Annotated in this window: 37 protein-coding genes; 3 read left to right on the forward strand and 34 right to left on the reverse strand. The window is 63.4% G+C overall.

What is annotated here, in order from left to right; all coding sequences use genetic code 11:
• Positions 1 to 23 precede the first annotated feature (23 nt).
• Positions 24 to 380: a winged helix-turn-helix transcriptional regulator gene (locus tag H8A95_RS01825; protein ID WP_229181540.1), complete on the reverse strand. Its 357-nt coding sequence runs from the start codon at positions 378 to 380 to the stop codon at positions 24 to 26.
• Positions 381 to 498: 118 nt separating this feature from the next.
• Between H8A95_RS01825 and H8A95_RS01830 the strand changes: the two genes are divergently transcribed.
• From H8A95_RS01830 to H8A95_RS01840, 3 genes are all read left to right on the forward strand, one after another.
• Positions 499 to 1,512, forward strand: coding sequence for a zinc-binding alcohol dehydrogenase family protein (locus H8A95_RS01830; protein WP_229181541.1), 1,014 nt, complete (start codon positions 499 to 501; stop codon positions 1,510 to 1,512).
• Positions 1,513 to 1,881: 369 nt separating this feature from the next.
• Positions 1,882 to 2,961, forward strand: a complete 1,080-nt coding sequence (locus H8A95_RS01835; protein WP_229181542.1) for a phosphotransferase family protein — start codon at positions 1,882 to 1,884, stop codon at positions 2,959 to 2,961.
• Between the two features lie 32 nt (positions 2,962 to 2,993).
• The gene (locus H8A95_RS01840) at positions 2,994 to 4,121 is read left to right on the forward strand and encodes an Rv3169 family protein (RefSeq protein WP_229181543.1); all 1,128 of its coding nucleotides are present in this window, start codon (positions 2,994 to 2,996) and stop codon (positions 4,119 to 4,121) included.
• Here H8A95_RS01840 and H8A95_RS01845 read toward each other — a convergent pair.
• The 33 genes from H8A95_RS01845 to rpsL form a co-directional block, all read right to left on the reverse strand.
• Positions 4,118 to 4,414 (reverse strand): DUF1330 domain-containing protein, encoded by a 297-nt coding sequence (locus H8A95_RS01845; protein WP_229181544.1) that lies wholly within the window; start codon positions 4,412 to 4,414, stop codon positions 4,118 to 4,120. The two genes, H8A95_RS01840 and H8A95_RS01845, sit on opposite strands and share 4 nt — an antisense overlap.
• A 9-nt stretch (positions 4,415 to 4,423) precedes the next feature.
• Positions 4,424 to 5,218, reverse strand: coding sequence for an SDR family NAD(P)-dependent oxidoreductase (locus H8A95_RS01850; RefSeq protein WP_229181545.1), 795 nt, complete (start codon positions 5,216 to 5,218; stop codon positions 4,424 to 4,426).
• A gap of 197 nt (positions 5,219 to 5,415) precedes the next feature.
• Entirely contained in the window at positions 5,416 to 5,832 is a 417-nt protein-coding gene (gene rplQ, locus H8A95_RS01855; RefSeq protein WP_212014904.1) for a 50S ribosomal protein L17, read from the reverse strand.
• A gap of 121 nt (positions 5,833 to 5,953) precedes the next feature.
• Positions 5,954 to 6,973 carry a DNA-directed RNA polymerase subunit alpha gene (locus tag H8A95_RS01860; RefSeq protein ID WP_018272129.1) on the reverse strand — a complete coding sequence of 340 codons (1,020 nt, stop codon included), beginning with the start codon at positions 6,971 to 6,973 and terminating at the stop codon, positions 5,954 to 5,956.
• A gap of 127 nt (positions 6,974 to 7,100) precedes the next feature.
• Entirely contained in the window at positions 7,101 to 7,490 is a 390-nt protein-coding gene (gene rpsK / locus H8A95_RS01865; protein WP_006021048.1) for a 30S ribosomal protein S11, read from the reverse strand.
• Positions 7,491 to 7,605: 115 nt separating this feature from the next.
• Entirely contained in the window at positions 7,606 to 7,974 is a 369-nt protein-coding gene (gene rpsM / locus H8A95_RS01870; RefSeq protein ID WP_050402258.1) for a 30S ribosomal protein S13, read from the reverse strand.
• Positions 7,975 to 8,165: 191 nt separating this feature from the next.
• Positions 8,166 to 9,101, reverse strand: coding sequence for an adenylate kinase (locus H8A95_RS01875; RefSeq protein WP_229181546.1), 936 nt, complete (start codon positions 9,099 to 9,101; stop codon positions 8,166 to 8,168).
• Positions 9,102 to 9,172: 71 nt separating this feature from the next.
• On the reverse strand, positions 9,173 to 10,507 hold the full coding sequence (secY, locus tag H8A95_RS01880; protein ID WP_229181547.1) for a preprotein translocase subunit SecY: 1,335 nt from the start codon (positions 10,505 to 10,507) through the stop codon (positions 9,173 to 9,175).
• A 158-nt stretch (positions 10,508 to 10,665) separates the two neighbouring features.
• On the reverse strand, positions 10,666 to 11,151 hold the full coding sequence (rplO, locus tag H8A95_RS01885) for a 50S ribosomal protein L15 (RefSeq protein ID WP_229181548.1): 486 nt from the start codon (positions 11,149 to 11,151) through the stop codon (positions 10,666 to 10,668).
• A 21-nt stretch (positions 11,152 to 11,172) separates the two neighbouring features.
• Complete coding sequence (gene rpmD / locus H8A95_RS01890; protein ID WP_024578582.1) at positions 11,173 to 11,364, reverse strand: 50S ribosomal protein L30; 192 nt, start codon at positions 11,362 to 11,364, stop codon at positions 11,173 to 11,175.
• A gap of 34 nt (positions 11,365 to 11,398) precedes the next feature.
• Positions 11,399 to 11,974, reverse strand: a complete 576-nt coding sequence (gene rpsE, locus H8A95_RS01895; protein WP_021081649.1) for a 30S ribosomal protein S5 — start codon at positions 11,972 to 11,974, stop codon at positions 11,399 to 11,401.
• Positions 11,975 to 12,032: 58 nt separating this feature from the next.
• Positions 12,033 to 12,392, reverse strand: coding sequence for a 50S ribosomal protein L18 (rplR, locus tag H8A95_RS01900; protein WP_016843760.1), 360 nt, complete (start codon positions 12,390 to 12,392; stop codon positions 12,033 to 12,035).
• An 11-nt stretch (positions 12,393 to 12,403) separates the two neighbouring features.
• Positions 12,404 to 12,937 (reverse strand): 50S ribosomal protein L6, encoded by a 534-nt coding sequence (rplF, locus tag H8A95_RS01905; RefSeq protein WP_092114986.1) that lies wholly within the window; start codon positions 12,935 to 12,937, stop codon positions 12,404 to 12,406.
• Between the two features lie 14 nt (positions 12,938 to 12,951).
• Positions 12,952 to 13,350 carry a 30S ribosomal protein S8 gene (gene rpsH, locus H8A95_RS01910; RefSeq protein ID WP_029081761.1) on the reverse strand — a complete coding sequence of 133 codons (399 nt, stop codon included), beginning with the start codon at positions 13,348 to 13,350 and terminating at the stop codon, positions 12,952 to 12,954.
• Between the two features lie 14 nt (positions 13,351 to 13,364).
• On the reverse strand, positions 13,365 to 13,670 hold the full coding sequence (gene rpsN / locus H8A95_RS01915) for a 30S ribosomal protein S14 (protein WP_229181549.1): 306 nt from the start codon (positions 13,668 to 13,670) through the stop codon (positions 13,365 to 13,367).
• A 46-nt stretch (positions 13,671 to 13,716) separates the two neighbouring features.
• Entirely contained in the window at positions 13,717 to 14,274 is a 558-nt protein-coding gene (gene rplE, locus H8A95_RS01920) for a 50S ribosomal protein L5 (RefSeq protein WP_229181550.1), read from the reverse strand.
• Complete coding sequence (rplX, locus tag H8A95_RS01925) at positions 14,267 to 14,581, reverse strand: 50S ribosomal protein L24 (RefSeq protein WP_229181551.1); 315 nt, start codon at positions 14,579 to 14,581, stop codon at positions 14,267 to 14,269. The genes rplE and rplX overlap by 8 nt, the downstream gene beginning before the upstream one ends.
• Positions 14,581 to 14,949, reverse strand: a complete 369-nt coding sequence (rplN, locus tag H8A95_RS01930) for a 50S ribosomal protein L14 (RefSeq protein ID WP_229181552.1) — start codon at positions 14,947 to 14,949, stop codon at positions 14,581 to 14,583. The genes rplX and rplN overlap by 1 nt, the downstream gene beginning before the upstream one ends.
• Positions 14,950 to 15,024: 75 nt before the next feature.
• A complete protein-coding gene (gene rpsQ, locus H8A95_RS01935) occupies positions 15,025 to 15,273 on the reverse strand; it encodes a 30S ribosomal protein S17 (RefSeq protein WP_016843754.1) in 249 nt (82 codons plus the stop codon).
• 10 nt (positions 15,274 to 15,283) lie between these two features.
• Positions 15,284 to 15,490, reverse strand: coding sequence for a 50S ribosomal protein L29 (gene rpmC / locus H8A95_RS01940; protein ID WP_024578576.1), 207 nt, complete (start codon positions 15,488 to 15,490; stop codon positions 15,284 to 15,286).
• A 5-nt stretch (positions 15,491 to 15,495) separates the two neighbouring features.
• Complete coding sequence (rplP, locus tag H8A95_RS01945) at positions 15,496 to 15,909, reverse strand: 50S ribosomal protein L16 (protein ID WP_044538547.1); 414 nt, start codon at positions 15,907 to 15,909, stop codon at positions 15,496 to 15,498.
• 30 nt (positions 15,910 to 15,939) lie between these two features.
• Positions 15,940 to 16,641 (reverse strand): 30S ribosomal protein S3, encoded by a 702-nt coding sequence (gene rpsC, locus H8A95_RS01950; protein WP_024578575.1) that lies wholly within the window; start codon positions 16,639 to 16,641, stop codon positions 15,940 to 15,942.
• Positions 16,642 to 16,660: 19 nt separating this feature from the next.
• Complete coding sequence (gene rplV, locus H8A95_RS01955; protein WP_016843750.1) at positions 16,661 to 17,047, reverse strand: 50S ribosomal protein L22; 387 nt, start codon at positions 17,045 to 17,047, stop codon at positions 16,661 to 16,663.
• A 10-nt stretch (positions 17,048 to 17,057) separates the two neighbouring features.
• The gene (rpsS, locus tag H8A95_RS01960) at positions 17,058 to 17,336 is read right to left on the reverse strand and encodes a 30S ribosomal protein S19 (protein ID WP_024578574.1); all 279 of its coding nucleotides are present in this window, start codon (positions 17,334 to 17,336) and stop codon (positions 17,058 to 17,060) included.
• Positions 17,337 to 17,348: 12 nt separating this feature from the next.
• Entirely contained in the window at positions 17,349 to 18,182 is an 834-nt protein-coding gene (gene rplB, locus H8A95_RS01965; RefSeq protein WP_229181553.1) for a 50S ribosomal protein L2, read from the reverse strand.
• A gap of 12 nt (positions 18,183 to 18,194) precedes the next feature.
• Positions 18,195 to 18,494, reverse strand: a complete 300-nt coding sequence (locus H8A95_RS01970) for a 50S ribosomal protein L23 (protein WP_016843746.1) — start codon at positions 18,492 to 18,494, stop codon at positions 18,195 to 18,197.
• Complete coding sequence (rplD, locus tag H8A95_RS01975) at positions 18,491 to 19,111, reverse strand: 50S ribosomal protein L4 (RefSeq protein ID WP_229181554.1); 621 nt, start codon at positions 19,109 to 19,111, stop codon at positions 18,491 to 18,493. The genes H8A95_RS01970 and rplD overlap by 4 nt, the downstream gene beginning before the upstream one ends.
• Position 19,112: 1 nt before the next feature.
• Positions 19,113 to 19,832 carry a 50S ribosomal protein L3 gene (gene rplC, locus H8A95_RS01980; RefSeq protein ID WP_229181555.1) on the reverse strand — a complete coding sequence of 240 codons (720 nt, stop codon included), beginning with the start codon at positions 19,830 to 19,832 and terminating at the stop codon, positions 19,113 to 19,115.
• Positions 19,833 to 19,886: 54 nt separating this feature from the next.
• The gene (rpsJ, locus tag H8A95_RS01985) at positions 19,887 to 20,195 is read right to left on the reverse strand and encodes a 30S ribosomal protein S10 (RefSeq protein ID WP_002712302.1); all 309 of its coding nucleotides are present in this window, start codon (positions 20,193 to 20,195) and stop codon (positions 19,887 to 19,889) included.
• 91 nt (positions 20,196 to 20,286) lie between these two features.
• On the reverse strand, positions 20,287 to 21,477 hold the full coding sequence (tuf, locus tag H8A95_RS01990) for an elongation factor Tu (RefSeq protein ID WP_229181556.1): 1,191 nt from the start codon (positions 21,475 to 21,477) through the stop codon (positions 20,287 to 20,289).
• A gap of 40 nt (positions 21,478 to 21,517) precedes the next feature.
• On the reverse strand, positions 21,518 to 23,590 hold the full coding sequence (gene fusA / locus H8A95_RS01995; RefSeq protein WP_229181557.1) for an elongation factor G: 2,073 nt from the start codon (positions 23,588 to 23,590) through the stop codon (positions 21,518 to 21,520).
• Between the two features lie 30 nt (positions 23,591 to 23,620).
• Complete coding sequence (gene rpsG / locus H8A95_RS02000; RefSeq protein WP_021081660.1) at positions 23,621 to 24,091, reverse strand: 30S ribosomal protein S7; 471 nt, start codon at positions 24,089 to 24,091, stop codon at positions 23,621 to 23,623.
• A gap of 15 nt (positions 24,092 to 24,106) precedes the next feature.
• Positions 24,107 to 24,478, reverse strand: a complete 372-nt coding sequence (rpsL, locus tag H8A95_RS02005; RefSeq protein WP_028168167.1) for a 30S ribosomal protein S12 — start codon at positions 24,476 to 24,478, stop codon at positions 24,107 to 24,109.
• Positions 24,479 to 24,507: the final 29 nt, after the last annotated feature.

The raw sequence follows: 24,507 nt of genomic DNA on the forward strand, positions 1-24,507 counted from the left end.
TCAGGCTGCGCGCTTCGATTTCTTCACCACGACCTCCGGCGCCGCGCGCAGGACAGCCGCTCCTGATGGCCCTCGCCCCAGGCCTTCAGGATGTCGATCACCGGGCGCAGGCTCTCGCCGAGTTCGGACAGTGTGTATTCGACCCGCGGCGGCACCTCGGCGTAGACCTTGCGGATCACGAGGCCATCGTCCTCGAGCGCACGCAGCTGCTTGGTCAGCATGCGCTGGGTGATGCCGGGCATCCGCCGCCGCAGCTCGCCGAAGCGCTGGGTGCCGGCCTGCAAATGAAACAGGATCACGCCCTTCCATTTGCCGTCGATCAGGTCGAGCGCCGCCTCGACCGCGCAACCCGGCCGGCGGGCAAAATTCTTCCGTTTCATCTGCTATTTCCCAATAGTATACAAACAGGGACTAGTTCCCTGATCTTACAGTACTTGCCAAAAGGACGCCAGCGCGACAGGTAAGACGGCAGGCAATCGCCCACCATGGAGACCAGGCATGAAGGCCGTCGGATACCAAAAATCGCTGCCGATCGAGGCGGCGGAGTCGCTCGTCGATTTCGAGATCGCCAAGCCCGAGCCGAAGGGGCGCGACATCCGCGTCGCGGTGAAGGCCATCTCGGCCAACCCGGTCGACTACAAGGTGCGCAAGCGCGCGGCCCCGACCGACGGCAGTTACAAGATCCTCGGCTTCGATGCGGCCGGCGTGGTCGAGGCGGTCGGGCCCGACGTGTCGCTGTTCAAGCCCGGCGATGAGGTGTTCTACGCGGGTTCGATCCTGCGCCAGGGCACCAATTCGGAATTTCATCTGGTCGACGAGCGCATCGTCGGCAACAAGCCGGCATCGCTGTCCTTCGCGCAAGCTGCCGCCCTGCCCCTGACCTCGATCACCGCCTGGGAGCTGCTGTTCGACCGGCTCGGTGCGGTGCCGGGCAAGAGCCTTGATCCGCGCACGCTGCTGATCACCGGTGGCGCCGGCGGCGTCGGATCGATCCTGATCCAGCTTGCACGTCGCCTCACCGGCCTCACCGTTGTTGCAACTGCGACGCGGCCGGAGTCGGCGAAATGGTGTCTCGATCTCGGCGCGCATGCGGTGATCGACCACTCGCAGCCGATGAAGGAGCAGATCGAGAAACTGAAGCTGCCGCCCGTCGGACTGGTCGCCAGCCTCACCTTCACCGAGCAGCACTACAAGTCGATCGCCGATTTCATCGCGCCGCAGGGCAAGTTCGGCCTGATCGACGATCCTGCGGAGTTCAACGTCGCCGCGTTCAAGGGCAAGGCGGTGTCGGTGCACTGGGAATCGATGTTCACGCGCTCCTCGTTCCAGACGCCTGACATGATCGCCCAGCACCACCTGCTCAATGACGTTGCCGATTTGATCGACAAGGGCGTGTTGCGCACCACGCTCGATCAGACCTTCGGCACCATCAATGCCGCAAACCTCAAGCGCGCCCATGCGTTGCTCGAAAGCGGCAAGTCGCGCGGCAAGATCGTGCTGGAAGGCTGGTAGGCCCCGATGCGTAGGTAGTTGAGCTTACTGCGTCGCGGTTCTGCCTCCGCCGTCATTGCGAGCGAAGCGAAGCAATCCATCTGCCCGCAAACGCGGTTGGATGGATTGCTTCGTCGCTACCGCTCCTCGCAATGACGGTCGAACTCGCCCGCCGCTGGATCCGTGCAAAGCACCTCCAAGGTAGTAAGAGCAGCTAACCCGCCCTACGCACCTCCGCACCTCGCGAGATATCCCCACAGGCCGGCTCGCGGCTTTTGCCAAAGCCGCCAGCGCCTGTATGATTTGCGCAACGATCACCCCGCCTTCAATCCGGCCGACGCAAAACGCGGCTGGAACGGTGGTGACGCCCACGGGGATGGGAGGAAACCGATGAGTTTGCTCACGGCCGATCCGTCGCGGATCGATCCGGAGTGGATGACCCGGGCGCTGCGCGCAGCCGGTGTGATCGACCAGGTCAGGGTCATCGATCTCGCCTGCAACCCGGTCGGCAACGGCCTCGTCGGCGACAGCTATCGATTTCGCCTGAGCTATGACGGCAATGAGCCGAATGCGCCCTTAAGCGTCGTCGGCAAATTCCCTGCCGCAGATCCCGACAGCCGCCGTTCCGGATCCGCGCACACGCTTTATATTCGCGAGGTCGCGTTCTATCGCGAGCTAGCCGCGACCGTCGCCATTCACACCCCGCGGCCGATCCTCGCCGAAATCGATCCGGCCACCGACGACTTCACGCTGATCCTGGAGGACCTGGCCCCCGCCCGCCCGGGCGACCAGCTCGCCGGATGTTCGATCGCAGACTGCCTGACAGCAATGACCGAGGCCGCCGCGCTGCATGCACCGCGATGGAACGACCCGACGCTCGACGCCGTGCAATGCTTCGTGGTCGCGGCCGGCCGGCGCAGAGGCCTTCGCGCGGTGCTGCCCGGCATTATCGGTCACTACAAGGAGCGATATCGTGGCGTCATCGAGCCGGAATTCCTTGATCTGATCGACCGGCTTCCGGATGCGATACCGCGCTACCAGTCCGATCGATCGGTGCCGCGAACCCTACAGCATGCGGACTTCCGGCTCGACAACATCCTGTTCGACGTGCGCGGCAACACCCGTCCGATGGCGACGCTGGATTGGCAGACGCTGACGGTGGGGCCCGGCATCGTCGACGTCGCCTACTTCCTGTCGGCCGGTGTCGATCCAATCGAGCGGCGGCGTCATGAAGCCGAATTGGTGCGGTTCTATCATTCGGAACTGATCCGGCGCGGCGTGCGGGACTATGGCTGGGATGAGTGCTGGCGGGATTACCGGCGCTACACGCTGCATGGCATCATGATGGGTGTGGTCTCGGCGCTCAGCGTGCAGCGCTCCGAGCGCGGCGACGCGCTGTTCCTGAAAATGACCCGCGGCGCCTGCGCGCAAGCCCTCGACCACGACAGTTTTTCATACTGGCAGGACTAACGCTGTTTCGCGCGAATTCGAAAGGGATCGGCGTGCTCAACAAACTGGACGACTTCCCCATCCACCAGACGCCGGAACCGATTGCGGTGCCCTCGACCAGCGACCGCAACGTCTATGATCGAACCTGGTTCAATGGCTACACCGCCGACGGCGCGTATTATTTCGGCATCGGCATTGCGATCTACCCGCACCGCAAGATCCTCGACTGCGCGTTCAGCGTCGTGGAGCGCGGCGGACGCCAGCACTGCTTCTACGGTTCGCGGCGGGCGCCGATCGAGCGCACCGAGATGCAGGTCGGCCCGTTCCGGCTCGAGGTGCTCGAACCGATGCTGCGGACCCGCGTCGTGCTCGACGACAACGCAACCGGCCTCGCCTGCGACCTGACCTTCTCGGCGCGCACTGCCGCGATCCAGGAAGCACGCCAGACGCTTTGGTCGGGCGACCGCCGCGCCATGGATTCGACCCGGTTCGACCAGTTCGGCCGCTGGAGCGGCGTCATCCACCACCCCGATGGCGGGATCAAGGTCGACGATCGCACCTGCTACGGCACCAAGGATCGCTCCTGGGGCGTGCGCAATGTCGGCGAACGCGACGTCGGAGGCGCGCCGATGCCGCCGCCGAGCGTGTTCTTCCTCTGGGCGCCGCTGGTCTGGGACGACCACATCTCGCACGCGATCTTTTTCGACGGCACGCAGGGCGAGGCGCTGGTCCGCGAGGGCATCACCGCGCCGCTCTACCGAAGCGAGGCTGAGATCCCCGGCGTGGTCGACGGGCTCGACCGCCGCATGGCGACCGCACGGCACCGCGTGACCTACGTGCCGAACACGCGGCTTGCACAGTCGGCCGAGATCGACCTGGTCGATATCGACGGCCACACCACGACCATCGCGCTCGACCCGATCCTCAAATTCCAGATGAAGGGCCTCGGCTATGGCCATCCGCAATGGGGCCAGGGCATGTGGAAGGGCGAGCTGGAGATCGGCGGCGAGTCGTTCGATCCCTTGACGCTCGACCCACTGGCCCGCGAGAACGTGCACGTGCAACAGGTGGTACGCGCCCGCCAGGACAGCCAGACGGGAATCGGCGTGCTGGAGCAGATATGCTTCGGCCCCTACCGTCCCGCAGGGTTCAGTGAGTTTCTCGACGGTGCCAAAGCCTAGCTCGGCGGCACGGCTTCGACGAAGATCAAGCGGCGGTCGAGCGCGGTCCGCCGATGCTTGAGCGCTTCGGCATATTCCGGCGACGCGTACCATTCGCGCAGCCGCGCCATCGACGGAAATTCGACGACGATGATGTTCTTCGGCGGCGGTCCGCCTTCAACCGCTTCAGCGGCACCGCCGCGCACCAGATAGCGTCCGCCATATTGCGCGATCGCCTTGGCAGCGATCGTGCGATAGGCCTCGAAGCCTGCGGCATCCTTCACGTCGACCTCGGATATCACATAGGCTGACATGGTCGCGCCTCACGCGATCGTATTGACGATGCCGCCCTCGGCACGCAGCGCGGCGCCATTGGTTGCCGAGGCCTGCTTGGAGCAGACATAGACCACGAGATTTGCGATCTCTTCCGTGCTGGCAAAGCGCTGCAACAGCGAGGTCGGCCGGTGCTGCTTGACGAAGTTGGAGGCTGCCTCCTCGACCGACTGGCCGTTCTGCTTGGCGAGATCCTTGACGAAAGTCTCGACGCCCTCGGACATGGTCGGTCCTGGTAGCACCGAGTTGACGGTCACGGCAGTGCCCTTGGTCAGCCCGGCGAGCCCGCGCGCGATCGCAAGCTGTGCGGTCTTGGTCATACCGTAATGGATCATCTCGGTCGGGATGTTGAGGCCTGACTCCGAAGAGATGAAGACGATGCGGCCCCAGTTGCGCTTCAGCATGCCCTGCATGTAGCCGCGCGACAGCCGCACGCCCGACATCACGTTGACCTCGAAGAAGCGGCTCCAGTCCTCGTCGGGAATGTCGAAGAAGCCCTTCGGCTCGAAGATGCCGGCATTGTTGACGAGAATGTCGACCTCCGGCAGCGCAGCAAGCAGCGCCTTGCAACCGGCCGCGGTCGAGACGTCGGCCGCAATGCCGCGGACCTTTGCGCCGGGCACCGCGCCGGCGATCGCGGCCACCGCCGCATCGACCTTGGCCTGACCGCGGCCGTTGAGCACGACCTCCGCGCCGGTTCCCGCCAACCCTTTTGCAATGGCGTTGCCGATGCCCGCGGTCGAGCCGGTGACGAGCGCGGTCTTTCCGGAAAGGTCGATTTTCATCTGTCATCTCCATTGATGTCGATGGAAATATCGGGCGCGGCATGAGGCACCGCAATTGCATCTCACCGACGCGTGAGGAAGTAGAACACACCTCGTCGTCCCAGCGAAAGCCAGGACGACGGCGGGGATGGAGCGACGCCGCCAAACAAAAACGGCGCCCGAAGGCGCCGTTTTCAAAATCTTGGCTTGAGACCGGCTTACGCCGCCTCGGCTTCACCGCCCTGGGCCGGACCGGAGTCCTGGCCCTTGGCATCGACGTCGCGGTCGACGAACTCGATCACGGCCATCGCCGCGTTGTCGCCGTAGCGGAAGCCGGCCTTGATGATGCGGGTGTAGCCGCCCTGGCGGTCCTTGTAGCGGGTCGCCAGCGTGTCGAACAGCTTCTTGACCTGGTCGAGGTCGCGCAGCTCCGAGATCGCCTGGCGGCGCAGCGACAGCCCGCCCTTCTTGCCGAGGGTGACGAGCTTCTCGACGATCGGCCGCAGCTCCTTGGCCTTCGGCAGCGTGGTGACGATCTGCTCGTGCTTGATCAGCGCGGCCGCCATGTTGGCGAACATCGCACGCCGGTGCTCGGCAGTGCGGTTGAGCTTCCGATGAACCTTGCCGTGACGCATTGACTTATTCCTTCTTCAATTCTGCCGCGGTGGTTCAGCGACAAGTGCAGGTGGGCATCCTGCGTTCGCCCATCAAAAAATCGTGGCCGGAGATTCCTCCGACCACGACGGTGAAATCGGATCAGTAGTGATCCTCGAAGCGCTTGGCGAGCTCGTCGATGTTCTCCGGCGGCCAGCCCGGCACTTCCATGCCGAGATGCAGACCCATCTGGGCCAGCACTTCCTTGATCTCGTTCAGCGACTTGCGACCGAAGTTCGGGGTGCGGAGCATTTCCGCTTCCGACTTCTGCACGAGATCGCCGATGTAGACGATGTTGTCGTTCTTCAGGCAGTTTGCCGAACGCACCGACAGCTCGAGCTCGTCGACCTTCTTGAGGAACGCCGGGTTGAACGCGAGATCGGGGATGATCTCCTGCGTGACTTCCTTGCGCGGCTCCTCGAAGTTGACGAACACGTTGAGCTGATCCTGCAGGATGCGCGCAGCGTAAGCCACCGCGTCCTCCGGCGTGATCGCGCCGTTGGTCTCGATCGTCATGGTCAGCTTGTCGTAGTCGAGGATCTGGCCCTCACGGGTGTTCTCGACCTTGTAGGAGACCTTGCGGACCGGCGAGAACAGGCTGTCGACCGGGATCAGGCCGATCGGAGCATCCTCGGGACGGTTGCGCTCGGCGGCGACATAGCCCTTGCCGGTCGTGACCGTGAACTCCATGCGGATCTCGGCGCCGTCGTCCAGCGTGCAGAGCTGGAGGTCGGGGTTGAGCACGGTGACGTCGCCGACGGTCTGGATGTCGCCGGCGGTGACGGCGCCCGGGCCCTGCTTCTTCACGACCATGCGCTTCGGGCCTTCGCCCTGCATCTTGATCGAGATGTCCTTGATGTTGAGGACGATGTCGGTGACGTCTTCACGGACACCGGCGATCGAGGAGAACTCGTGCAGCACGCCGTCGATGTGCACCGACTGTACCGCTGCGCCCTGCAGCGAGGACAGCAGGATGCGGCGCAGCGCGTTGCCGAGCGTCTGGCCGAAGCCGCGCTCGAGCGGCTCGGCGACGACGGTGGCGAACCGGCTCGCGTCCGAGCCCGGCGTGACCTGCAGCTTGTTCGGTCGAATAAGTTCTTGCCAATTTTTCTGGATCGTCACTTGTTCACCCTTTGCCGGTCGTTCAGGCCAGTCGAATGGCCAAACCTGGCGTTGGAGATCGCGGATCAGTCCGCGCGGTCAATTCCAAAAACGATCGCAGGGCGGCCAAGGCCGCCCGCGACTTAGATCAAACGCGCCGACGCTTGCGCGGACGGCAGCCATTGTGCGGGATCGTGGTCACGTCGCGGATCGAGGTGACGGTGAAGCCCGCAGCCTGCAGCGCGCGGAGCGCCGACTCACGGCCCGAACCCGGGCCGGCCACTTCAACCTCCAGCGTGCGCATGCCGTGTTCCTGCGCCTTCTTGGAGACGTCTTCCGCCGCAACCTGAGCGGCATAAGGGGTCGACTTGCGCGAGCCCTTGAAACCCATGGTGCCGGCCGACGACCAGGCGATGGTGTTGCCCTGTGCGTCGGTGATGGTGATGGTCGTGTTGTTGAACGACGAATTCACGTGCGCGATGCCGGAGGCGATGTTCTTGCGTTCGCGGCGGCGTACGCGGGTGGCTTCCTTGCCCATTTCTAACCTTTCCTGTGATCTCAAACGCCGCCGTAGTGCCAGCGGCTACACCTCAAAACGCAAATGGCGAGCAGCGAATTTCGATTCGCTGCTCCCCACCTGCAATTCGCAAAACTTACTTCTTCTTGCCGGCGATCGCCTTGGCAGGACCCTTGCGCGTACGCGCATTGGTGTGGGTGCGCTGACCGCGCACCGGCAGACCGCGACGATGACGCAGGCCGCGATAGCAGCCGAGGTCCATCAGCCGCTTGATGTTGATGCCGACCTCACGACGGAGGTCGCCCTCGACCAGATAGTCACGGTCGATGACTTCGCGGATCTGCAGGACTTCCTGGTCGGTCAACTGGTTGACGCGACGGTCCGCGGGGATCTTGACCTTCTCGATGATGTCGGCCGCGTTCTTCTGGCCAATACCATGGATGTACTGAAGCGCGATCAGCACGCGCTTGTTGGTAGGAATGTTGACGCCGGCAATACGGGCCACGGACTTCTCTCCTGTCGCCGCTCCATCACGGATACGGGCTTCTCAAGTGCTTGCTACTTGCGGGCTTGTGTCCACAAACGCGAACACGACGCCCTTCCCCTTGTGTCCTTCGGGGCCCGGCATCGTCATAAAACTATCCAACTTGGATGCGGGGCTTATTAAAGGATTCATGTCGGTTTCGTCAACCGCTCCTAGCGTTTAGCTCGCTTTTTCGTGAGCTTTTTTGCCGCCTTTTTGGCGACTTTTGCACCCTTGCGGGCATTCGCGGCACCAGCGGCCTTCTTTGCGGCCTTTTTGGCCGGCTTCTTCGCAGCCTTCCTGGCCCCTTTGCCGGCGCCTTTGGCCTTGGAGGCCGCCTTGGCGGCCTTCCCGGCCGGTCTGGCGGCCTTTTTGGCAGATTCGGCAGCCTTCTTGGCCGGTTTCTTGGTGGTCTTCTTGTTGGTCTTCTTGGCCGCCTTGGAGGCCTTCTTGGCCGCCTTGGAGGCCTTCTTGGCCGCCCGGGAAGTCGCCTTGGGCTCCTCGTGCTCCTTCGGTTCCAGCGCGCCGAGCGCGGTCAGGATCCGGTTGATCTCGCGGGTCACGTGCTCGATGGTCATCATGCCATCGACCGTCAAGAGCTTCCGCCGCTCCGAATAATAGTGAATCAGCGGTTCCGTCATCGAGCGGTACTGCGCGAGGCGCTTCGTCAGCACTTCCGGCGTATCGTCGAGCCGCACTTCCTCGCCGCGCGCGCGGGTTTCCTCGGCGCGCTTCTCAACGCGGGCGAGCAGCGCGCTCTCGTTGACGCGCAGCTCAACGACGGCATCGAGCTTGAGGTGCTTCTTCTTGAGGAGTTCGTCGAGCGCCGCGGCCTGCGGCACGGTGCGCGGGAAACCGTCCAGGATAAAACCCTTCTTGGCATCGGGCTCGTCGATCCGGTCGGCGATGATTCCCACCACGACCTCGTCGGGAACCAGGCCGCCATTGGCCATGATCTCCTTGGCCTGCAAGCCGATCGGCGTGCCCGCGGCAACCGCAGCACGCAACATCTCGCCGGTCGAGAGCTGAACGATGCCGTGCCTGTGCACCAGCCGCTGCGCCTGGGTTCCCTTGCCCGAGCCCGGCGGCCCCAAAAGGATCAATCTCATATCTGTTTCGCCCCCCGGCTAGGTGGGCGAATTCCGCACACCTGTGTTTTGAGTTTGAAGCCGCGCCGCGATCAGCGACGGCGGCCTCCCCTGAGCTTCGACTTCCTGATCAACCCTTCATACTGATGCGCGAGCAGATAGCCCTGCACCTGCGACACCGTATCCATCGTCACGCTGACGACGATCAGGAGCGAAGTGCCGCCAAAGTAGAACGGGACCGAGGCGTAGGAAATCAGAATTTCAGGAATCAGGCAGACGATCGCGAGATAGATCGCGCCGAGCACGGTGATGCGCGACAGCACGTAGTCGATGTATTCGGCGGTACGCTCACCGGGCCGGATGCCGGGGATGAAGCCGCCATGCTTCTTCAGATTGTCCGCGGTCTCGGTCGGGTTGAACACGATTGCGGTGTAGAAGAACGCGAAGAACACGATCAACGCGAGATACATCAGCAGGAACAGCGGACGGCCGTGGCTGAGCTGGGTGGTGAGCCACTGGAACCACTCCGGTCCCTTGCCGGCGTTGAAGTTCGCGACCGTGGTCGGCAGCAGCAGCAGCGACGAGGCAAAGATCGGCGGAATCACGCCCGAGGTGTTGAGCTTGAGCGGCAGATGCGAGGACTGGCCCTCGAACATCTTGTTGCCGACCTGGCGCTTCGGATACTGGATCAGGAGCCGGCGCTGCGCACGCTCCATGAACACGATGAAGGCAATCACGGCGACCGCCATCAAGATGACGATCAGGATCAAGCCGGTCGACATCGCGCCCTGGCGGCCGAGTTCCAGCATGTTGGCGAGCGCCGAGGGCAACTCGGCGACGATGCCGGACAGGATGATCAGCGAGATACCGTTGCCGATGCCGCGCGAGGTGATCTGCTCGCCGAGCCACATCAGGAACATGGTGCCGCCGGTCAGCGTGATCGCGGTCGAGATCCGGAAGAACATGCCGGGGTCGCTGACGACATTGCCGGCGCCTTCGAGGCCGATCGCGATGCCGTAAGACTGGAACAGCGCCAGGATCACCGTCAGATAGCGGGTGTACTGGTTCAGCGTCTTGCGGCCCGCCTCGCCTTCCTTCTTGAGCGCCTCGAGCTGCGGCGACACGGTGGTCAAGAGCTGGACGATGATCGATGCCGAAATGTACGGCATGATGTTCAGCGCGAAGATCGCCATGCGGTGGATGCCGCCGCCGGCGAACATGTTGAACATGCCGAGGATGCCGCCGGACTGGCTGCGGAACACCTGCTCCCAGATGTTGGGATCGATGCCCGGCAGCGGGATGTAGGTGCCCAGCCGATAAACAAGCAGCGCACCCAGGGTGAACCAGATGCGCTTCTTCAGCTCGTCGGCTTTCGCCAGAGATCCGAAATTGAGGTTTGCGGCAAGTTGTTCGGCTGCTGAGACCATGTTCGGCTTTCTCCCGGAGCCCGCTTCGCCGACGGCCCCGGAGATCAAATCCCCTCGGCCAGTCGGCAGACACCGGACATTATCTGGTGCTCGGCCTCGATAAGTCCATCATTCGATCCGCGGATTGCCCGCCCAGGCGGCGGGCAATGACGCAGATGTTACGCCGCCTCGCCTTCGTCCTTGGCGGGGGCCAGGATCTTGACCGAGCCGCCGGCCTTCTCGACCGCAGCAATGGCCGACTTGGAAGCGCCGTGCGCTTCGATGGTCAGCTTGGTCTTGATCTCGCCGCGGCCCAGCAGCCGCAGGCCGTCCTTGGCGCGGCGCAGCACGCCGGCCTTGACCAGCGTTTCGACGTTCACCGTCGCGCTCGCGTCGACCAGCTTGTTGTCGATCGCTTCCTGCAGACGGTCGAGATTGATCTCGGCGAAGTCGAGCCGGAAGATGTTGTTGAAGCCGCGCTTCGGCAGACGGCGATGCACCGGCATCTGGCCGCCTTCGAAACCCTTGATGCGGACGCCCGAACGCGCGGTCTGGCCCTTGCCGCCGCGGCCCGAGGTCTTGCCCTTGCCGGAACCGATGCCACGGCCGACACGCATGCGCTTCTTGCGCGAGCCGGCGTTGTCGGCGATATCGCTGAGCTTCATCGCCCTTCTCCTTATCTCTGCTTACTCGCCGACGACGCGGACGAGATGCTGAACCTTGCTGATCATGCCGCGAACTTCAGGGGTATCCTGCAGCTCGGCAACCCGGCCGATCTTGTTGAGCTTGAGGCCGATCAGCGTCGAACGCTGCGAGTGATGGCGGCGGATTGCGCTGCCGGTCTGCTCGACCTTGATCGTCTTGCTGGCCTTGGCCATCGTCTTGAACTCCAGAAAGCGCTGGTCGCGCGGGTTATTCCGCCACCACTTCGGCGTCGCCGCCGACGCGGCGCGACTGCAGGGTGGAGACCTTGATGTTGCGGCGCGCAGCCACCGAGCGCGGCGAATCCTGATGCTTCAGCGCGTCGAAAGTCGCGCGAACCATGTTGTAGGGATTCGACGAGCCGATCGACTTCGCCACCACGTCCTGGATGCCGAGCGTCTCGAACACCGCGCGCATCGGGCCGCCGGCGATGATGCCGGTACCCGCCGGAGCGGTACGCAGATAGACGCGGCCGGCGCCGTGACGGCCGGCGACGTCGTGATGCAGCGTGCGGCCTTCGCGCAGCGCGACACGGGTCAGATTGCGCTTCGCCGATTCGGTCGCCTTGCGGATCGCTTCCGGCACTTCGCGCGCCTTGCCGTGGCCGAAACCGACCCGGCCCTTCTGGTCGCCGATCACGACCAGCGCTGCGAAACCGAAGCGCTTGCCGCCCTTGACGACCTTCGCCACGCGATTGATGTGGACGAGCTTGTCGACGAACTCGCTGTCGCGCTCCTCGCGCTCCCTGCTCCGTTCGCGGCCGCCGCGTTCGCGTTCACCTGCCATGGTGTTTTCCAATCTCTAGGAGGCCTTACGCCTCTTGCCTTGTAATCGTTCGATTCGTTTAGAAGCTCAATCCGCCTTCGCGCGCTGCATCCGCGAGCGCCTTGACGCGCCCGTGATAGATGTAGGCGCCGCGATCGAACACGACTTCCTTGACGCCCTTCTGCGCCGCGCGTTCCGCGAGCAGCTTGCCGACCGCCTTCGCCGCATCGATGTCGGCGCCGGTCTTGCCGGCGTCGCGCATGGTCTTCTCGAGCGACGAGGCGGACGCGAGCGTCTCGCCCTTCTGGTCGTCGATGACCTGGGCGTAGATGTGCTTGGACGAGCGGAACACCGACAGCCGCGGACGGCCGCCTGCCGAGCGGCGAAGCGCAAGGCGCACGCGCTGCTTGCGCCGGGCATTCGTAACCTTGAGTGACATGACCGGCTCCGTTACTTCTTCTTGCCTTCCTTGCGGAAGATGAATTCGTTGGCGTACTTCACGCCCTTGCCCTTGTAGGGCTCCGGCGGACGGTAGGCGCGGATCTCGGCGGCGACCTGGCCGACGCGCTGCGGATCGTTGCCGGTGATCGTGATCTCGGTCGGCTTCGGCACCGCGATGGTGATGCCTTCCGGGATCGCGTAGACCACGTCGTGGCTGTAGCCGAGCGCGAGCTGCAGGTTCTTGCCCTGCATCGCGGCGCGGTAACCGACGCCGGTGATCTCGAGCTTCTTCTCGAAGCCCTTGGTGACGCCCTCGACGAGGTTGGCGACCTGCGCGCGCGCGGTGCCGTACATCGCCTGCGCGCGGTTGGTCTTGACGCGCGGAGCGACCTTGACCTGGCCGTTCTCGAACTTCACCTCGACGTCGTCATGCACGACGAACTGAAGCTGGCCCTTCGGCCCCTTCACCTTCACCGTCTGGCCCTCGACGCTTGCCGTCACACCCGACGGGATCGCCACCGGCCTTTTGCCGATACGTGACATCGTAAAATCCTTCCTCAGAACACCGTGAAGAGAACTTCGCCGCCCACGTTGGCGTCGCGCGCCTCGTGGTCAGCCATGATTCCCTTCGGCGTCGACAACACCGAAATGCCGAGACCGTTGTTCACGCGCGGCAGGTTCTTCACCGAGGCGTAAACGCGGCGGCCCGGCTTCGACACCCGCTCGATCTCGCGGATGACGGGCTCGCCGTCGAAATACTTCAGTTCGATCTCGAGCTCGCTGCGGCCCGAGGCATGCTCGACGCTGGCGTAGCCGCGGATATAACCCTCGGACTTCAGCACCTCGAGCACGTTGGCGCGCATCTTCGAGCCCGGGGTCGAAACCTTGGACTTCGAACGCATCTGCGCGTTGCGGATGCGGGTGATGAGATCGCTGATCGGATCGTGCGTAGACATTGTTCCGACCCTCCTTACCAGCTCGACTTCACGAGCCCGGGAACCAGGCCCTTGGAGCCGAGTTCACGCAGCGCGATGCGCGAGAGCTTGTTCTTGCGATAGTTCGAACGCGGACGTCCGGTCAGTTCGCAGCGGTTGCGGATGCGGGTCGGCGACGAGTTGCGCGGCATCTCGGCAAGCTTCAGCGTCGCCGCGAAGCGCTCTTCCATCGGAATGGTCTTGTCGGCGATGATCGCCTTCAGCTTCTCGCGGCGCGGGCCGGCGTTCTTCGCCATCCGCTTGCGCCGGTTGTTCTTCTCGATTGAACTCTTCTTTGCCATGCTTGGCTCCTGGGTATCCGCGTTTGAGTGGCTTTGGTTCAGCTACTCACTGCCGGAACGGGAAATTGAAAGCGGTCAACAAGGCGCGGGCCTCGTCGTCGGTCTTGGCGGTGGTGCAGACCGTGATGTCCATGCCACGCGCTTCCGAGACTTTCTCGAAGTCGATCTCGGGGAAAATGATGTGCTCCTTGATGCCGAGCGAGTAGTTGCCGCGGCCGTCAAAGCTCTTCGGGTTCAGGCCGCGGAAGTCGCGGACGCGGGGCAGCGCCACGTTGATCAGACGGTCGATGAACTCGTACATGTGGGCCTTGCGCAGCGTGACCTTGCAGCCGATCGGCTGGTTCTCACGCAGCTTGAAGGTCGCGATCGCGATCCGGGAATAGGTCACGATCGCCTTCTGGCCGGCGATCTGGCTCAGCTCGGCAGCGGCGGTCTCGGCCTTCTTACGGTCGTTGACGGAATCGCCGACGCCCATGTTGAGCACGACCTTGTCCAGGCGCGGCACCTGCATCACGTTGGCATAACCGAACTTCTCGGTCATCATGCCGCGGATATTCTTGTCGAACTCCGCGCGCAGGCGCGGCGTGTAAGCGGTATCAGCCATCGATCTCTGCTCCCGAGCTCTTGGCAACGCGGACCTTCTTGCCATCGGCCTGAATCTTGAACCCAATGCGGGTCGGCTTTCCGTCCTTGCCGACATACGCAATGTTGGACAGGTTGATCGGCATCTCCTTGGAGATGATGCCGCCTTCCTGGGTCTGGCTCTGCTTCTGGTGACGCTTCACCATGTTGATGCCGCGAACGAGAGCCTTGTTCTCGTCCGGACGCACCTCGAACACCTCGCCGGTGCGACCCTTGTCGCGGCCGGTGAGCACCATCACCTTGTCGCCCTTGCGGATCTTGGCAGCCATCACAGCACCTCCGGCGCGAGCGAAATGATCTTCATGTGGTTCTTGGCGCGCAGCTCGCGCGGCACCGGCCCGAAGATACGGGTGCCGACCGGCTCGGACTGATTGTTGATCAGCACGGCGGCGTTGCGGTCGAAGCGGATGACCGAACCGTCGACGCGGCGGATGTCCTTGCGGACCCGGACCACAACGGCCTTCATCACGTCGCCCTTCTTCACCTTGCCACGCGGAATGGCTTCCTTGATCGACACAACGATAACGTCGCCCACGGTGGCATAGCGGCGCTTGGAACCTCCAAGAACCTTGATGCACATGACACGGCGTGCGCCTGAATTATCGGCCACGTCGAGGTTGGTCTGCATCTGAATCATTGATGCACCTCGTCCTCTTTCTGCGCTTTAGCGCGCTCAAAATTTCCCTGAAGTACTTCGGCCAGGCCGAAGAAATCAGGCCGTTTTCTTGTGTTCGCCCCGGACCACGGTCCAGCGCTTCAGCTTCGAGATCGGCTTCGATTCCTCGATCCAGACCATGTCGCCCGGCTTGAACTGGTTGTTCTCGTCGTGCGCGTGGTAGTTCTTGGAACGGCGGATCGTCTTCTTGTAGATCGGGTGGGTGAAGCGGCGATCGACCCGCACCACGATCGTCTTGGCTTGCTTGTCGCTGACGACCACGCCCTGCAGAGTACGTTTCGGCATAGCTGGCCCCTTACTTCTTCTTCGCGCGCTGCTGCGCGGCGATGGTCTTGATACGAGCGATATCGCGGCGGGCTTCCCGCATCCGCGACGTGTTCTCCAGCTGCCCGGTGGCGCGCTGGAAACGCAGGTTGAAGCGTTCCTTCTTCAGGTTCAGGACCGCGTCTTCCCGCTGGTCGTCGCTCATCGCGCGAATGTCTTCAACTTTCATCTCGGCCATGGCGATTACTCCGCAATGCGCGCAACGAAGCGCGTCTTGATCGGCAGCTTGGCGGCAGCGAGCGTCAGCGCCTCCTTGGCGGTCTGCACCGTCACGCCGTCGATCTCAAACATCACGCGGCCCGGCTTGACCCGCGCCACCCACAATTCCGGCGCACCCTTGCCGGAGCCCATGCGGACTTCGGCGGGCTTCTTCGACACCGGCACGTCCGGGAACACGCGGATCCAGACGCGGCCGGCGCGCTTCATGTGACGGGTCAGCGCGCGACGGGCGGCTTCGATCTGGCGGGCGGTGACGCGCTCAGGCTCCATCGCCTTCAGGCCGAACTGGCCGAACGCCAACGTCGCGCCAGAGGTCGCGACGCCGTGGATACGGCCCTTATGCGCCTTCCGGAACTTCGTTTTCTTAGGTTGCATCATGGCTTTAAGCCCTCAAATTCCTGCTTTGCCTCAAGCGGCGTCGCGGCGCGAACGCGGGGTGTTATCGCCCTCGGCCATCTTCTTGTCCTGGGCCATCGGGTCGTGCTCGAGGATCTCGCCCTTGAAGATCCAGACCTTGACGCCGCAGGTGCCGAAGGTCGTGAACGCGGTGGCAACGCCATAATCGACGTCGGCGCGCAGGGTGTGCAACGGCACGCGGCCCTCGCGGTACCACTCCATGCGCGCGATTTCGGCGCCGCCGAGACGGCCCGAGCAGTTGATGCGGATGCCACCGGCACCGAGACGCATCGCCGACTGCACGGCGCGCTTCATGGCGCGGCGGAACGCCACGCGGCGCTCGAGCTGCTGGGCAATCGATTCGGCGACCAGGGTCGCGTCGAGCTCCGGCTTGCGGATTTCGACGATGTTGATCACGACGTCCGACGAAGTGATGTCGGCGACCTTCTTGCGCAGCTTGTCGATGTCGGCGCCCTTCTTGCCGATTACGACGCCCGGACGAGCCGAGTGGATCGTCACCCGGCACTTCTTGTGCGGACGCTCGATCACGATGCGGGCGACGGCCGCCTGCTTGAGCTCCTTGTGCAGGATCTCACGGATCTTGACGTCTTCATGCAGCAGCTTGCCGTATTCCTGCTTGCCGGCGAACCAACGGGAGTCCCAGGTCCGGTTGATGCCGAGACGCAGCCCGATTGGATTGATCTTTTGACCCATCGTCTTCTCCTGCGCCGCTTTAAGCGCTTGCCTCGGCCTCGACCTGACGAACCACGATGGTCAGGTGCGAGAACGGTTTGAACACACGGCCCGAACGGCCACGGCCGCGCGGAGCAAAACGCTTCATCACGATGCCGTTGCCGACATGCGCCTCGGCGACGACGAGATCGTCGACTTCGAGGTCATGGTTGTTCTCGGCGTTCGCGATCGCCGATTCCAGGCACTTCTTGACGTCGACCGCGATCCGCTTGCGCGAGAACTGCAGGTCGGCGAGCGCAGCGGACGCCTTGCGGCCGCGGATCAGCTGCGCCACCAGGTTGAGCTTCTGCGGGCTGACGCGCAGCATGCGGGCGACGGCCTTGGCCTCATTGTCCGCGAGGCTACGTTCGCGCTTTGGTTTGCTCATCGGTTAATCCTCAAGCCTTCTTGGCTTTCTTGTCGCCCGAATGGCCGTGGAAGGTCCGGGTCGGCGAGAACTCGCCGAACTTGTGACCCACCATTTCCTCGTTGATTGCCACCGGCACGTGCTTGTGGCCGTTATAGACGCCGAACGTCAGGCCGACGAACTGCGGCAGGATGGTCGAGCGGCGGCTCCAGATCTTGATGACGTCGTGACGGCCGGACGCGCGGGCGGCATCTGCCTTCTTGAGCAGAGAACCCTCGACGAACGGGCCTTTCCAGACTGAACGAACCATGTCCGGCGTTCCTTACTTCTTCCGCTTGTGGCGGCTGAGGAGAATGAATTTGTTGGTCGACTTGTTGGTGCGGGTCTTCTTGCCCTTGGTCGGCTTGCCCCACGGAGTAACCGGGTGGCGACCGCCCGAGGTACGACCTTCACCACCGCCGTGCGGGTGATCGATCGGGTTCATGACGACGCCGCGGTTGTGCGGACGCCAGCCGAGCCAGCGGGTGCGACCGGCCTTGCCGATCGAGATGTTCATGTGATCCGGGTTCGAGACCGCGCCGATCGTGCCGCGGCAACGGCCGTGCACGAGACGCTGCTCGCCCGAATTCAGGCGGACAATCACGTAGTCCTGGTCGCGGCCGACAACCTGGGCGTAGGTACCGGCGGAGCGCGCCAGCTGGCCGCCCTTGCCGATCTTCAGCTCGATGTTGTGCACGATCGTGCCGACAGGCATGTTGCCGAGCGGCATGACGTTGCCCGGCTTCACGTCGACATAGTTGCCGGCGACGACGGTGTCGCCCGCGGCCAGACGCTGCGGCGCCAGGATGTAGGCCAGCTCACCGTCCTGATACTTGATCAGCGCGATGAACGCGGTGCGGTTCGGATCGTACTCGAGCCGTTCCACGACCGCCGGCATGTCCACCTTGTCGCGGCGGAAGTCGACGGTGCGGTAGGCCTTCTTGTGGCCGCCGCCGCGGAAACGCACGGTGATGCGACCGGTGTTGTTGCGACCGCCATTGCCGAGCTTGCCCTCGGTCAGCGTCTTCACCGGCTTGCCCTTGTAGAGCGCCGAACGATCGACCATGACCAGCTGGCGCTGGCCCGGCGTCGTGGGATTGTAGGTTTTCAATGCCATCGTCGTTGCGCCTTATAGTCCGGTAGTCACGTCGATGCGGTGGCCCTCTTCAAGGGTCACGATCGCGCGCTTGGTGTCCGACTGCGAGCCGAGATTGCCGCGGAACACCTTGGTCTTGCCCTTGCGAACGAGAGTGTTGACGCTCTTCACCTTGACGTCGAACAGCTTCTCGACCGCTTCCTTGATCTGCGGCTTGGTGGCCTTGCCGGCGACCTTGAACAGCACCTTGTTGTGCTCGGAGGCGAGCGTCGCCTTTTCCGTCACGACAGGAGAGATGATGACGTCGTAGTGGCGCGGGTCGATGTTCTTCATTTGAAGCGCGCCTCCAGCGCATCAACCGCAGCCTTGGTCAGCACCAGCTTGTGGCGGCGGAGAATGTCGTAGACGTTGATGCCCTGGATCGGCAGCACGTCGATGTTCGGGATGTTGCGGGCCGCGGTCGCGAAACCGGCGTTCAGCTCGGCGCCGTCGATGATCAGCGCGTTGGTGAGCCCGAGTCCGGAGAAGTGACCGAGCAGCGCCTTGGTCTTGGCGGCCTCGAGCGCGGCGTTGTCGATCACGATCAACCCGCCGTCCTTGGCCTTGGCCGACAGCGCATGCTTCAGCGCCAGCGCGCGCACCTTCTTCGGCAGGTCGGTCGCATGCGAGCGAACGACCGGACCGAACGCACGGCCACCGCCGCGGAACTGGGGCACGCGGGCCGAGCCGTGACGGGCGCCGCCGGTGCCCTTCTGCTTGTACATCTTCTTGCCGGTGCGCCAGACGTCGGCACGGCCCTGGGTCTTGTGCGTGCCGGCCTGCCGCTTGTTCAGCTGCCACTGCACGCAGCGCTGAATGATGTCCTTGCGCGGCTCGAGACCGAAAATCTCGTCCGAGAGCTGGACCGAGCCAGCGTCCTTGCCTTCAAGGGTGGTGACTTTCAGTTCCATCTCACACGCCCTCCTTCTCGGCCACGGCTTCAGCAGCGTCGCCGCCGGCAACCTTGAACTTGCCGGGCTTCGGGGCTTCCTTCGGCAGCGGCTTCTTGACCGCGTCGCGCACCGAGATCCAGCCGCCCTTGGAGCCGGGAACGGCGCCTTCGACGAGGATCAGGCCGCGCTCAACGTCGGTCGAAACCACGCGCAGATTGAGCGTGGTGATGCGGTCGACGCCCATGTGGCCGGGCATCTTCTTGTTCTTGAAGGTCTTGCCGGGGTCCTGACGGCCACCGGTCGAACCGATCGAACGGTGCGACACCGACACACCGTGGGTGGCGCGCAGACCGCCGAAATTCCAGCGCTTCATGCCGCCGGCAAAGCCCTTGCCGATCGAGGTGCCGGTCACGTCGACAAACTGGCCGACCACGAAATGGTCCGCCTGGATTTCCGCGCCGACCGGGATCAGCGCGTCCTCGGACACGCGGAACTCGGCGAGCTTGCGCTTCGGCTCCACCTTGGCGACCGCGAACTGGCCGCGTTCGGCCTTGGGCATGTACACCGTCTTGCGGGCGCCCGAGCCGAGCTGAAGAGCGACATAGCCGTTCTTCTCGGTCGTGCGGTGGCCCAGCACCTGGCAGTTGCCCAACTTCAGCACGGTCACAGGGATATGCTCACCGGTCTCCGTAAAGACCCGCGTCATCCCGACCTTTTGTGCGATCACTCCGGAGCGCATCGGCGTGCTTCCTGTCTTTCTGTCCACAAGCGGCGGACGTAAAAATCCAAAACCTTAGAGCTTGATCTCGACGTCGACACCGGCGGCCAGGTCGAGCTTCATCAGCGCATCGACGGTCTGCGGGGTCGGGTCGACAATGTCGAGGAGGCGCTTGTGAGTGCGCATCTCGAATTGCTCGCGGCTCTTCTTGTCAACGTGCGGCGAACGGTTGACGGTGAACTTCTCAATCCGGGTCGGCAGCGGAATCGGTCCGCGAACCTGAGCACCGGTGCGCTTCGCCGTGTTCACGATCTCACGGGTCGACGTATCGAGGATCCGATGGTCGAACGCCTTGAGACGGATACGAATATTTTGGCCGTTCATTGCCGCTGTCTTTCTCTGTCGTCTTATCTGCGAATGGTGGCTAACGGGCAGCGGATGATTTCATCCGCTACCCGCCAATCCTGTTCGCTTATTACTCGATGATGGCGGAGACGACGCCCGAGCCGACGGTGCGGCCACCTTCGCGGATCGCGAAGCGGAGCTTCTCTTCCATCGCGATCGGCACGATCAGGTGCACTTCCATCGCGATGTTGTCGCCCGGCATCACCATTTCGGTGCCTTCGGGCAGATGCACGACACCGGTCACGTCGGTGGTGCGGAAGTAGAACTGCGGACGGTAGTTGGTGAAGAACGGGGTGTGACGACCGCCCTCTTCCTTGGTGAGGATGTAAGCCTCGGCCTTGAACTTGGTGTGCGGCTTGACCGAACCCGGCTTGCACAGCACCTGGCCACGCTCGACTTCCTCGCGCTTGGTACCGCGGAGCAGCGCGCCGATGTTGTCGCCGGCCTGGCCCTGATCGAGCAGCTTGCGGAACATTTCGACGCCCGTGACGATCGTCTTCTGGGTGTCGCGCAGACCGACGATTTCGATTTCCTCGCCGACCTTGATGACGCCGCGCTCGACACGGCCGGTCACCACGGTGCCGCGACCGGAGATCGAGAACACGTCTTCAACCGGCATCAGGAACGGCTGGTCGATCGGACGGGCCGGCTGCGGGATGCTCTCGTCGACGGCGCGCATCAGCTCGAGAACCGCGTCGTGGCCGAGCTTCTTGTCCTTGTCTTCGAGGGCGGCGAGCGCCGAACCCTTGATGATCGGGATGGTGTCGCCCGGGAATTCGTACCTCGAGAGCAGTTCGCGGACTTCCATTTCGACGAGCTCGAGCAGTTCCGGATCGTCGACCATGTCGCACTTGTTCAGGAACACGACGAGTGCGGGAACGCCGACCTGGCGGGCGAGCAGGATGTGCTCGCGGGTCTGCGGCATCGGGCCGTCAGCAGCCGACACGACCAGGATCGCGCCGTCCATCTGGGCGGCACCGGTGATCATGTTCTTGACGTAGTCGGCGTGGCCGGGGCAGTCGACGTGCGCGTAGTGGCGGTTCTGCGTCTCGTACTCGACGTGAGCGGTCGAGATCGTGATGCCGCGCGCCTTCTCTTCCGGCGCCTTGTCGATCTGGTCGTAGGCGGTGAACGTCGCGCCGCCGGTTTCTGCAAGCACCTTGGTGATCGCTGCGGTCAGCGAGGTCTTGCCATGGTCGACGTGACCGATGGTGCCGATGTTGCAGTGGGGCTTGTTACGCTCGAATTTTGCTTTGGCCATTTGACTCTCCGTTCAGTCGTTAGTTGCGAACCAACGACAATCAAGCAAACTTTTTCTGGACTTCAGCCGACACGTTCGCCGGAGCTTCGGCGTAGTGATCGAACTGCATCGTGAAGGTTGCGCGACCCTGGCTCATCGAGCGCAGGTTATTCACGTAACCGAACATGTTCATGAGCGGCACCATCGCATTGATGACGTTGGCGTTGCCGCGCATGTCTTGGCCCTGGATCTGGCCGCGCCGGGAATTCAGGTCGCCGATGACCGAACCGGTGTAGTCTTCCGGGGTCACCACCTCGACCTTCATGATCGGCTCGAGCAGAACGGACTTGCCCTTCGTCAGCGCCTCGCGGAACGCAGCCCGCGACGCGATTTCGAACGCCAGCGCCGAGGAGTCGACGTCGTGATACTTGCCGTCGACCAGCTGCACCTTGACGTCCACCACCGGGAAGCCCGCGACGACGCCGGAGCCCATCACGCTGTTGAGGCCCTTTTCGACGCCGGGGATGTATTCCTTCGGCACCGCACCGCCGACGATCTTCGATTCGAACTCGTAGCCCTTGCCGGGCTCGTTCGGCTCGACGACGATCGACACTTCGGCGAACTGACCGGTACCGCCGGTCTGCTTCTTGTGCGTGTACTTGACTTCGGCCTTCTTGGTCACGCGCTCACGGAACGCCACCTGCGGCGCGCCGATGTTGGCATCGACCTTGTAGGTGCGCTTGAGGATGTCGACCTTGATGTCGAGATGCAGTTCGCCCATGCCCTTGAGAATGGTCTGGCCGGACTCCTGGTCGGTCGACACGCGGAACGACGGATCCTCCGCAGCGAGCTTGGCAAGCGCCACGCCGAGCTTTTCCTGGTCGGCCTTCGACTTCGGCTCGATCGCGATCTCGATCACCGGCTCCGGGAATTCCATCTTCTCGAGGATGACCTGCTTGTCGGGATCGCACAGCGTGTCACCGGTGCGCGCTTCCTTCAGGCCAGCCAGCGCGACGATGTCGCCGGCATAGGCTTCCTTGATGTCTTCGCGGTTGTTCGCATGCATCAGCAGCATGCGGCCGATACGCTCTTTCTTCTCGCGGGTCGAGTTCACCACGCCGGTGCCCGACTGCAGGATGCCGGAATAAATGCGGCAGAACGTGATGGTGCCGACGAAGGGGTCGTCCATGATCTTGAACGCGAGCAGCGCCAGCGGCTCCTTGTCGTCCGCATGGCGCACGACTTCGTTGCCGTCATCGTCGGTGCCCTTGATCGCGGGCACGTCGACCGGCGACGGCAGGTAGTCGACCACGGCGTCGAGCAGCGGCTGCACGCCCTTGTTCTTGAACGCGGAGCCGCACAGCACCGGATAGAACGCGCCGGTCAGCACGGCCTTGCGGATCAGGCGCTTCAGGGTCGCCTCGTCCGGCTCCTTGCCGTCGAGGAAGGCAGCCAAAGCGTCGTCGTCGAGCTCGACGGCGGCTTCCACCATCTTCTCGCGGTATTCCTTGGCCTGCTCGACGAGGTCTTCCGGGATATCGACATAGTCGAACTTCGCGCCGAGCGATTCATCGTTCCAGATGACGCCCTTCATCTTCACGAGGTCGACGAGACCCTTGAAGTTGTTCTCGGCACCGATCGGAAGCTGGATCGCGATCGGCTTCGCGCCAAGGCGGTCGACGATGTCGGACAGGCACTTGAAGAAGTCGGCACCGGTCTTGTCCATCTTGTTGGCGAAGACGATGCGCGGAACCTTGTACTTGTCGCCCTGGCGCCAAACGGTTTCGGTCTGCGGCTCGACGCCCTGGTTGGAGTCGAGAACGCAAACGGCGCCGTCGAGCACGCGCAGCGAACGCTCGACCTCAATGGTGAAGTCGACGTGGCCGGGGGTGTCGATGATGTTCAGACGCTTGCCGGCCCAGAACGCGGTGGTCGCAGCCGACGTGATCGTGATGCCACGCTCCTGCTCCTGCTCCATCCAGTCCATCGTCGCGGCACCTTCGTGCACTTCGCCGATCTTGTGGCTCTTGCCGGTGTAATAGAGGATGCGCTCGGTGGTCGTGGTCTTGCCGGCGTCGATATGCGCCATGATACCGAAGTTACGGTAGTCCTCGATGGCATGTTGGCGGGGCATGAGACTGTTCCTTAAATTCCGTTGTTCGCCTTACCAGCGATAGTGCGAGAAGGCGCGGTTGGCTTCCGCCATCCGGTGCACGTCTTCACGCTTCTTGACGGCGTTGCCGCGATTGTTCGACGCATCGAGCAGCTCAGCCGAGAGACGCTCCGTCATGGTCTTCTCGTTGCGCTCACGGGCAGCCGAGATCAGCCAGCGAATGCCGAGCGCCTGACGGCGCACCGAACGGACTTCCACCGGAACCTGGTAGGTCGCACCGCCGACGCGGCGGGAACGGACCTCGATGGTCGGCATGACGTTCTCGAGCGCCTGCTCGAACACGCCGAGCGGCGGCTGCTTGGTCTTGGCCTCGATCATGCCGAGCGCACCGTAGACGATGTTTTCGGCAACCGACTTCTTCCCGGCGTACATCACCGAGTTCATGAACTTCGTAATGATGATGTTCCCGAACTTCGGATCCGGAAGAACTTCACGCTTCTCAGCAGAGTGGCGACGCGACATCTGATCGTTTCCTGCTTACTTCGGACGCTTCGCGCCGTACTTCGAACGACGCTGCTTACGGTTCTTGACGCCCTGGGTATCCAGCACGCCGCGAAGGATGTGGTAGCGCACGCCGGGCAAGTCCTTGACGCGGCCGCCGCGGATCATGACCACCGAGTGCTCTTGCAGGTTATGGCCTTCACCCGGGATGTAGCCGATCACCTCGAAGCCGTTGGTCAGGCGCACCTTGGCGACCTTACGAAGCGCCGAGTTCGGCTTCTTCGGGGTCGTGGTGTAGACGCGCGTGCACACGCCGCGCTTCTGCGGCGACTGCTGCAGCGCCGGCACCTTCTTGCGCGACTTCTGCACTTCACGTGGTTTTGCGATCAGCTGGTTGATCGTCGGCATGCAGCCTTCACCCTTTAGTTCGCGCGAAA

It is taken from the genome of Bradyrhizobium oropedii (genome assembly GCF_020889685.1).
Lineage (GTDB): Bacteria > Pseudomonadota > Alphaproteobacteria > Rhizobiales > Xanthobacteraceae > Bradyrhizobium > Bradyrhizobium oropedii.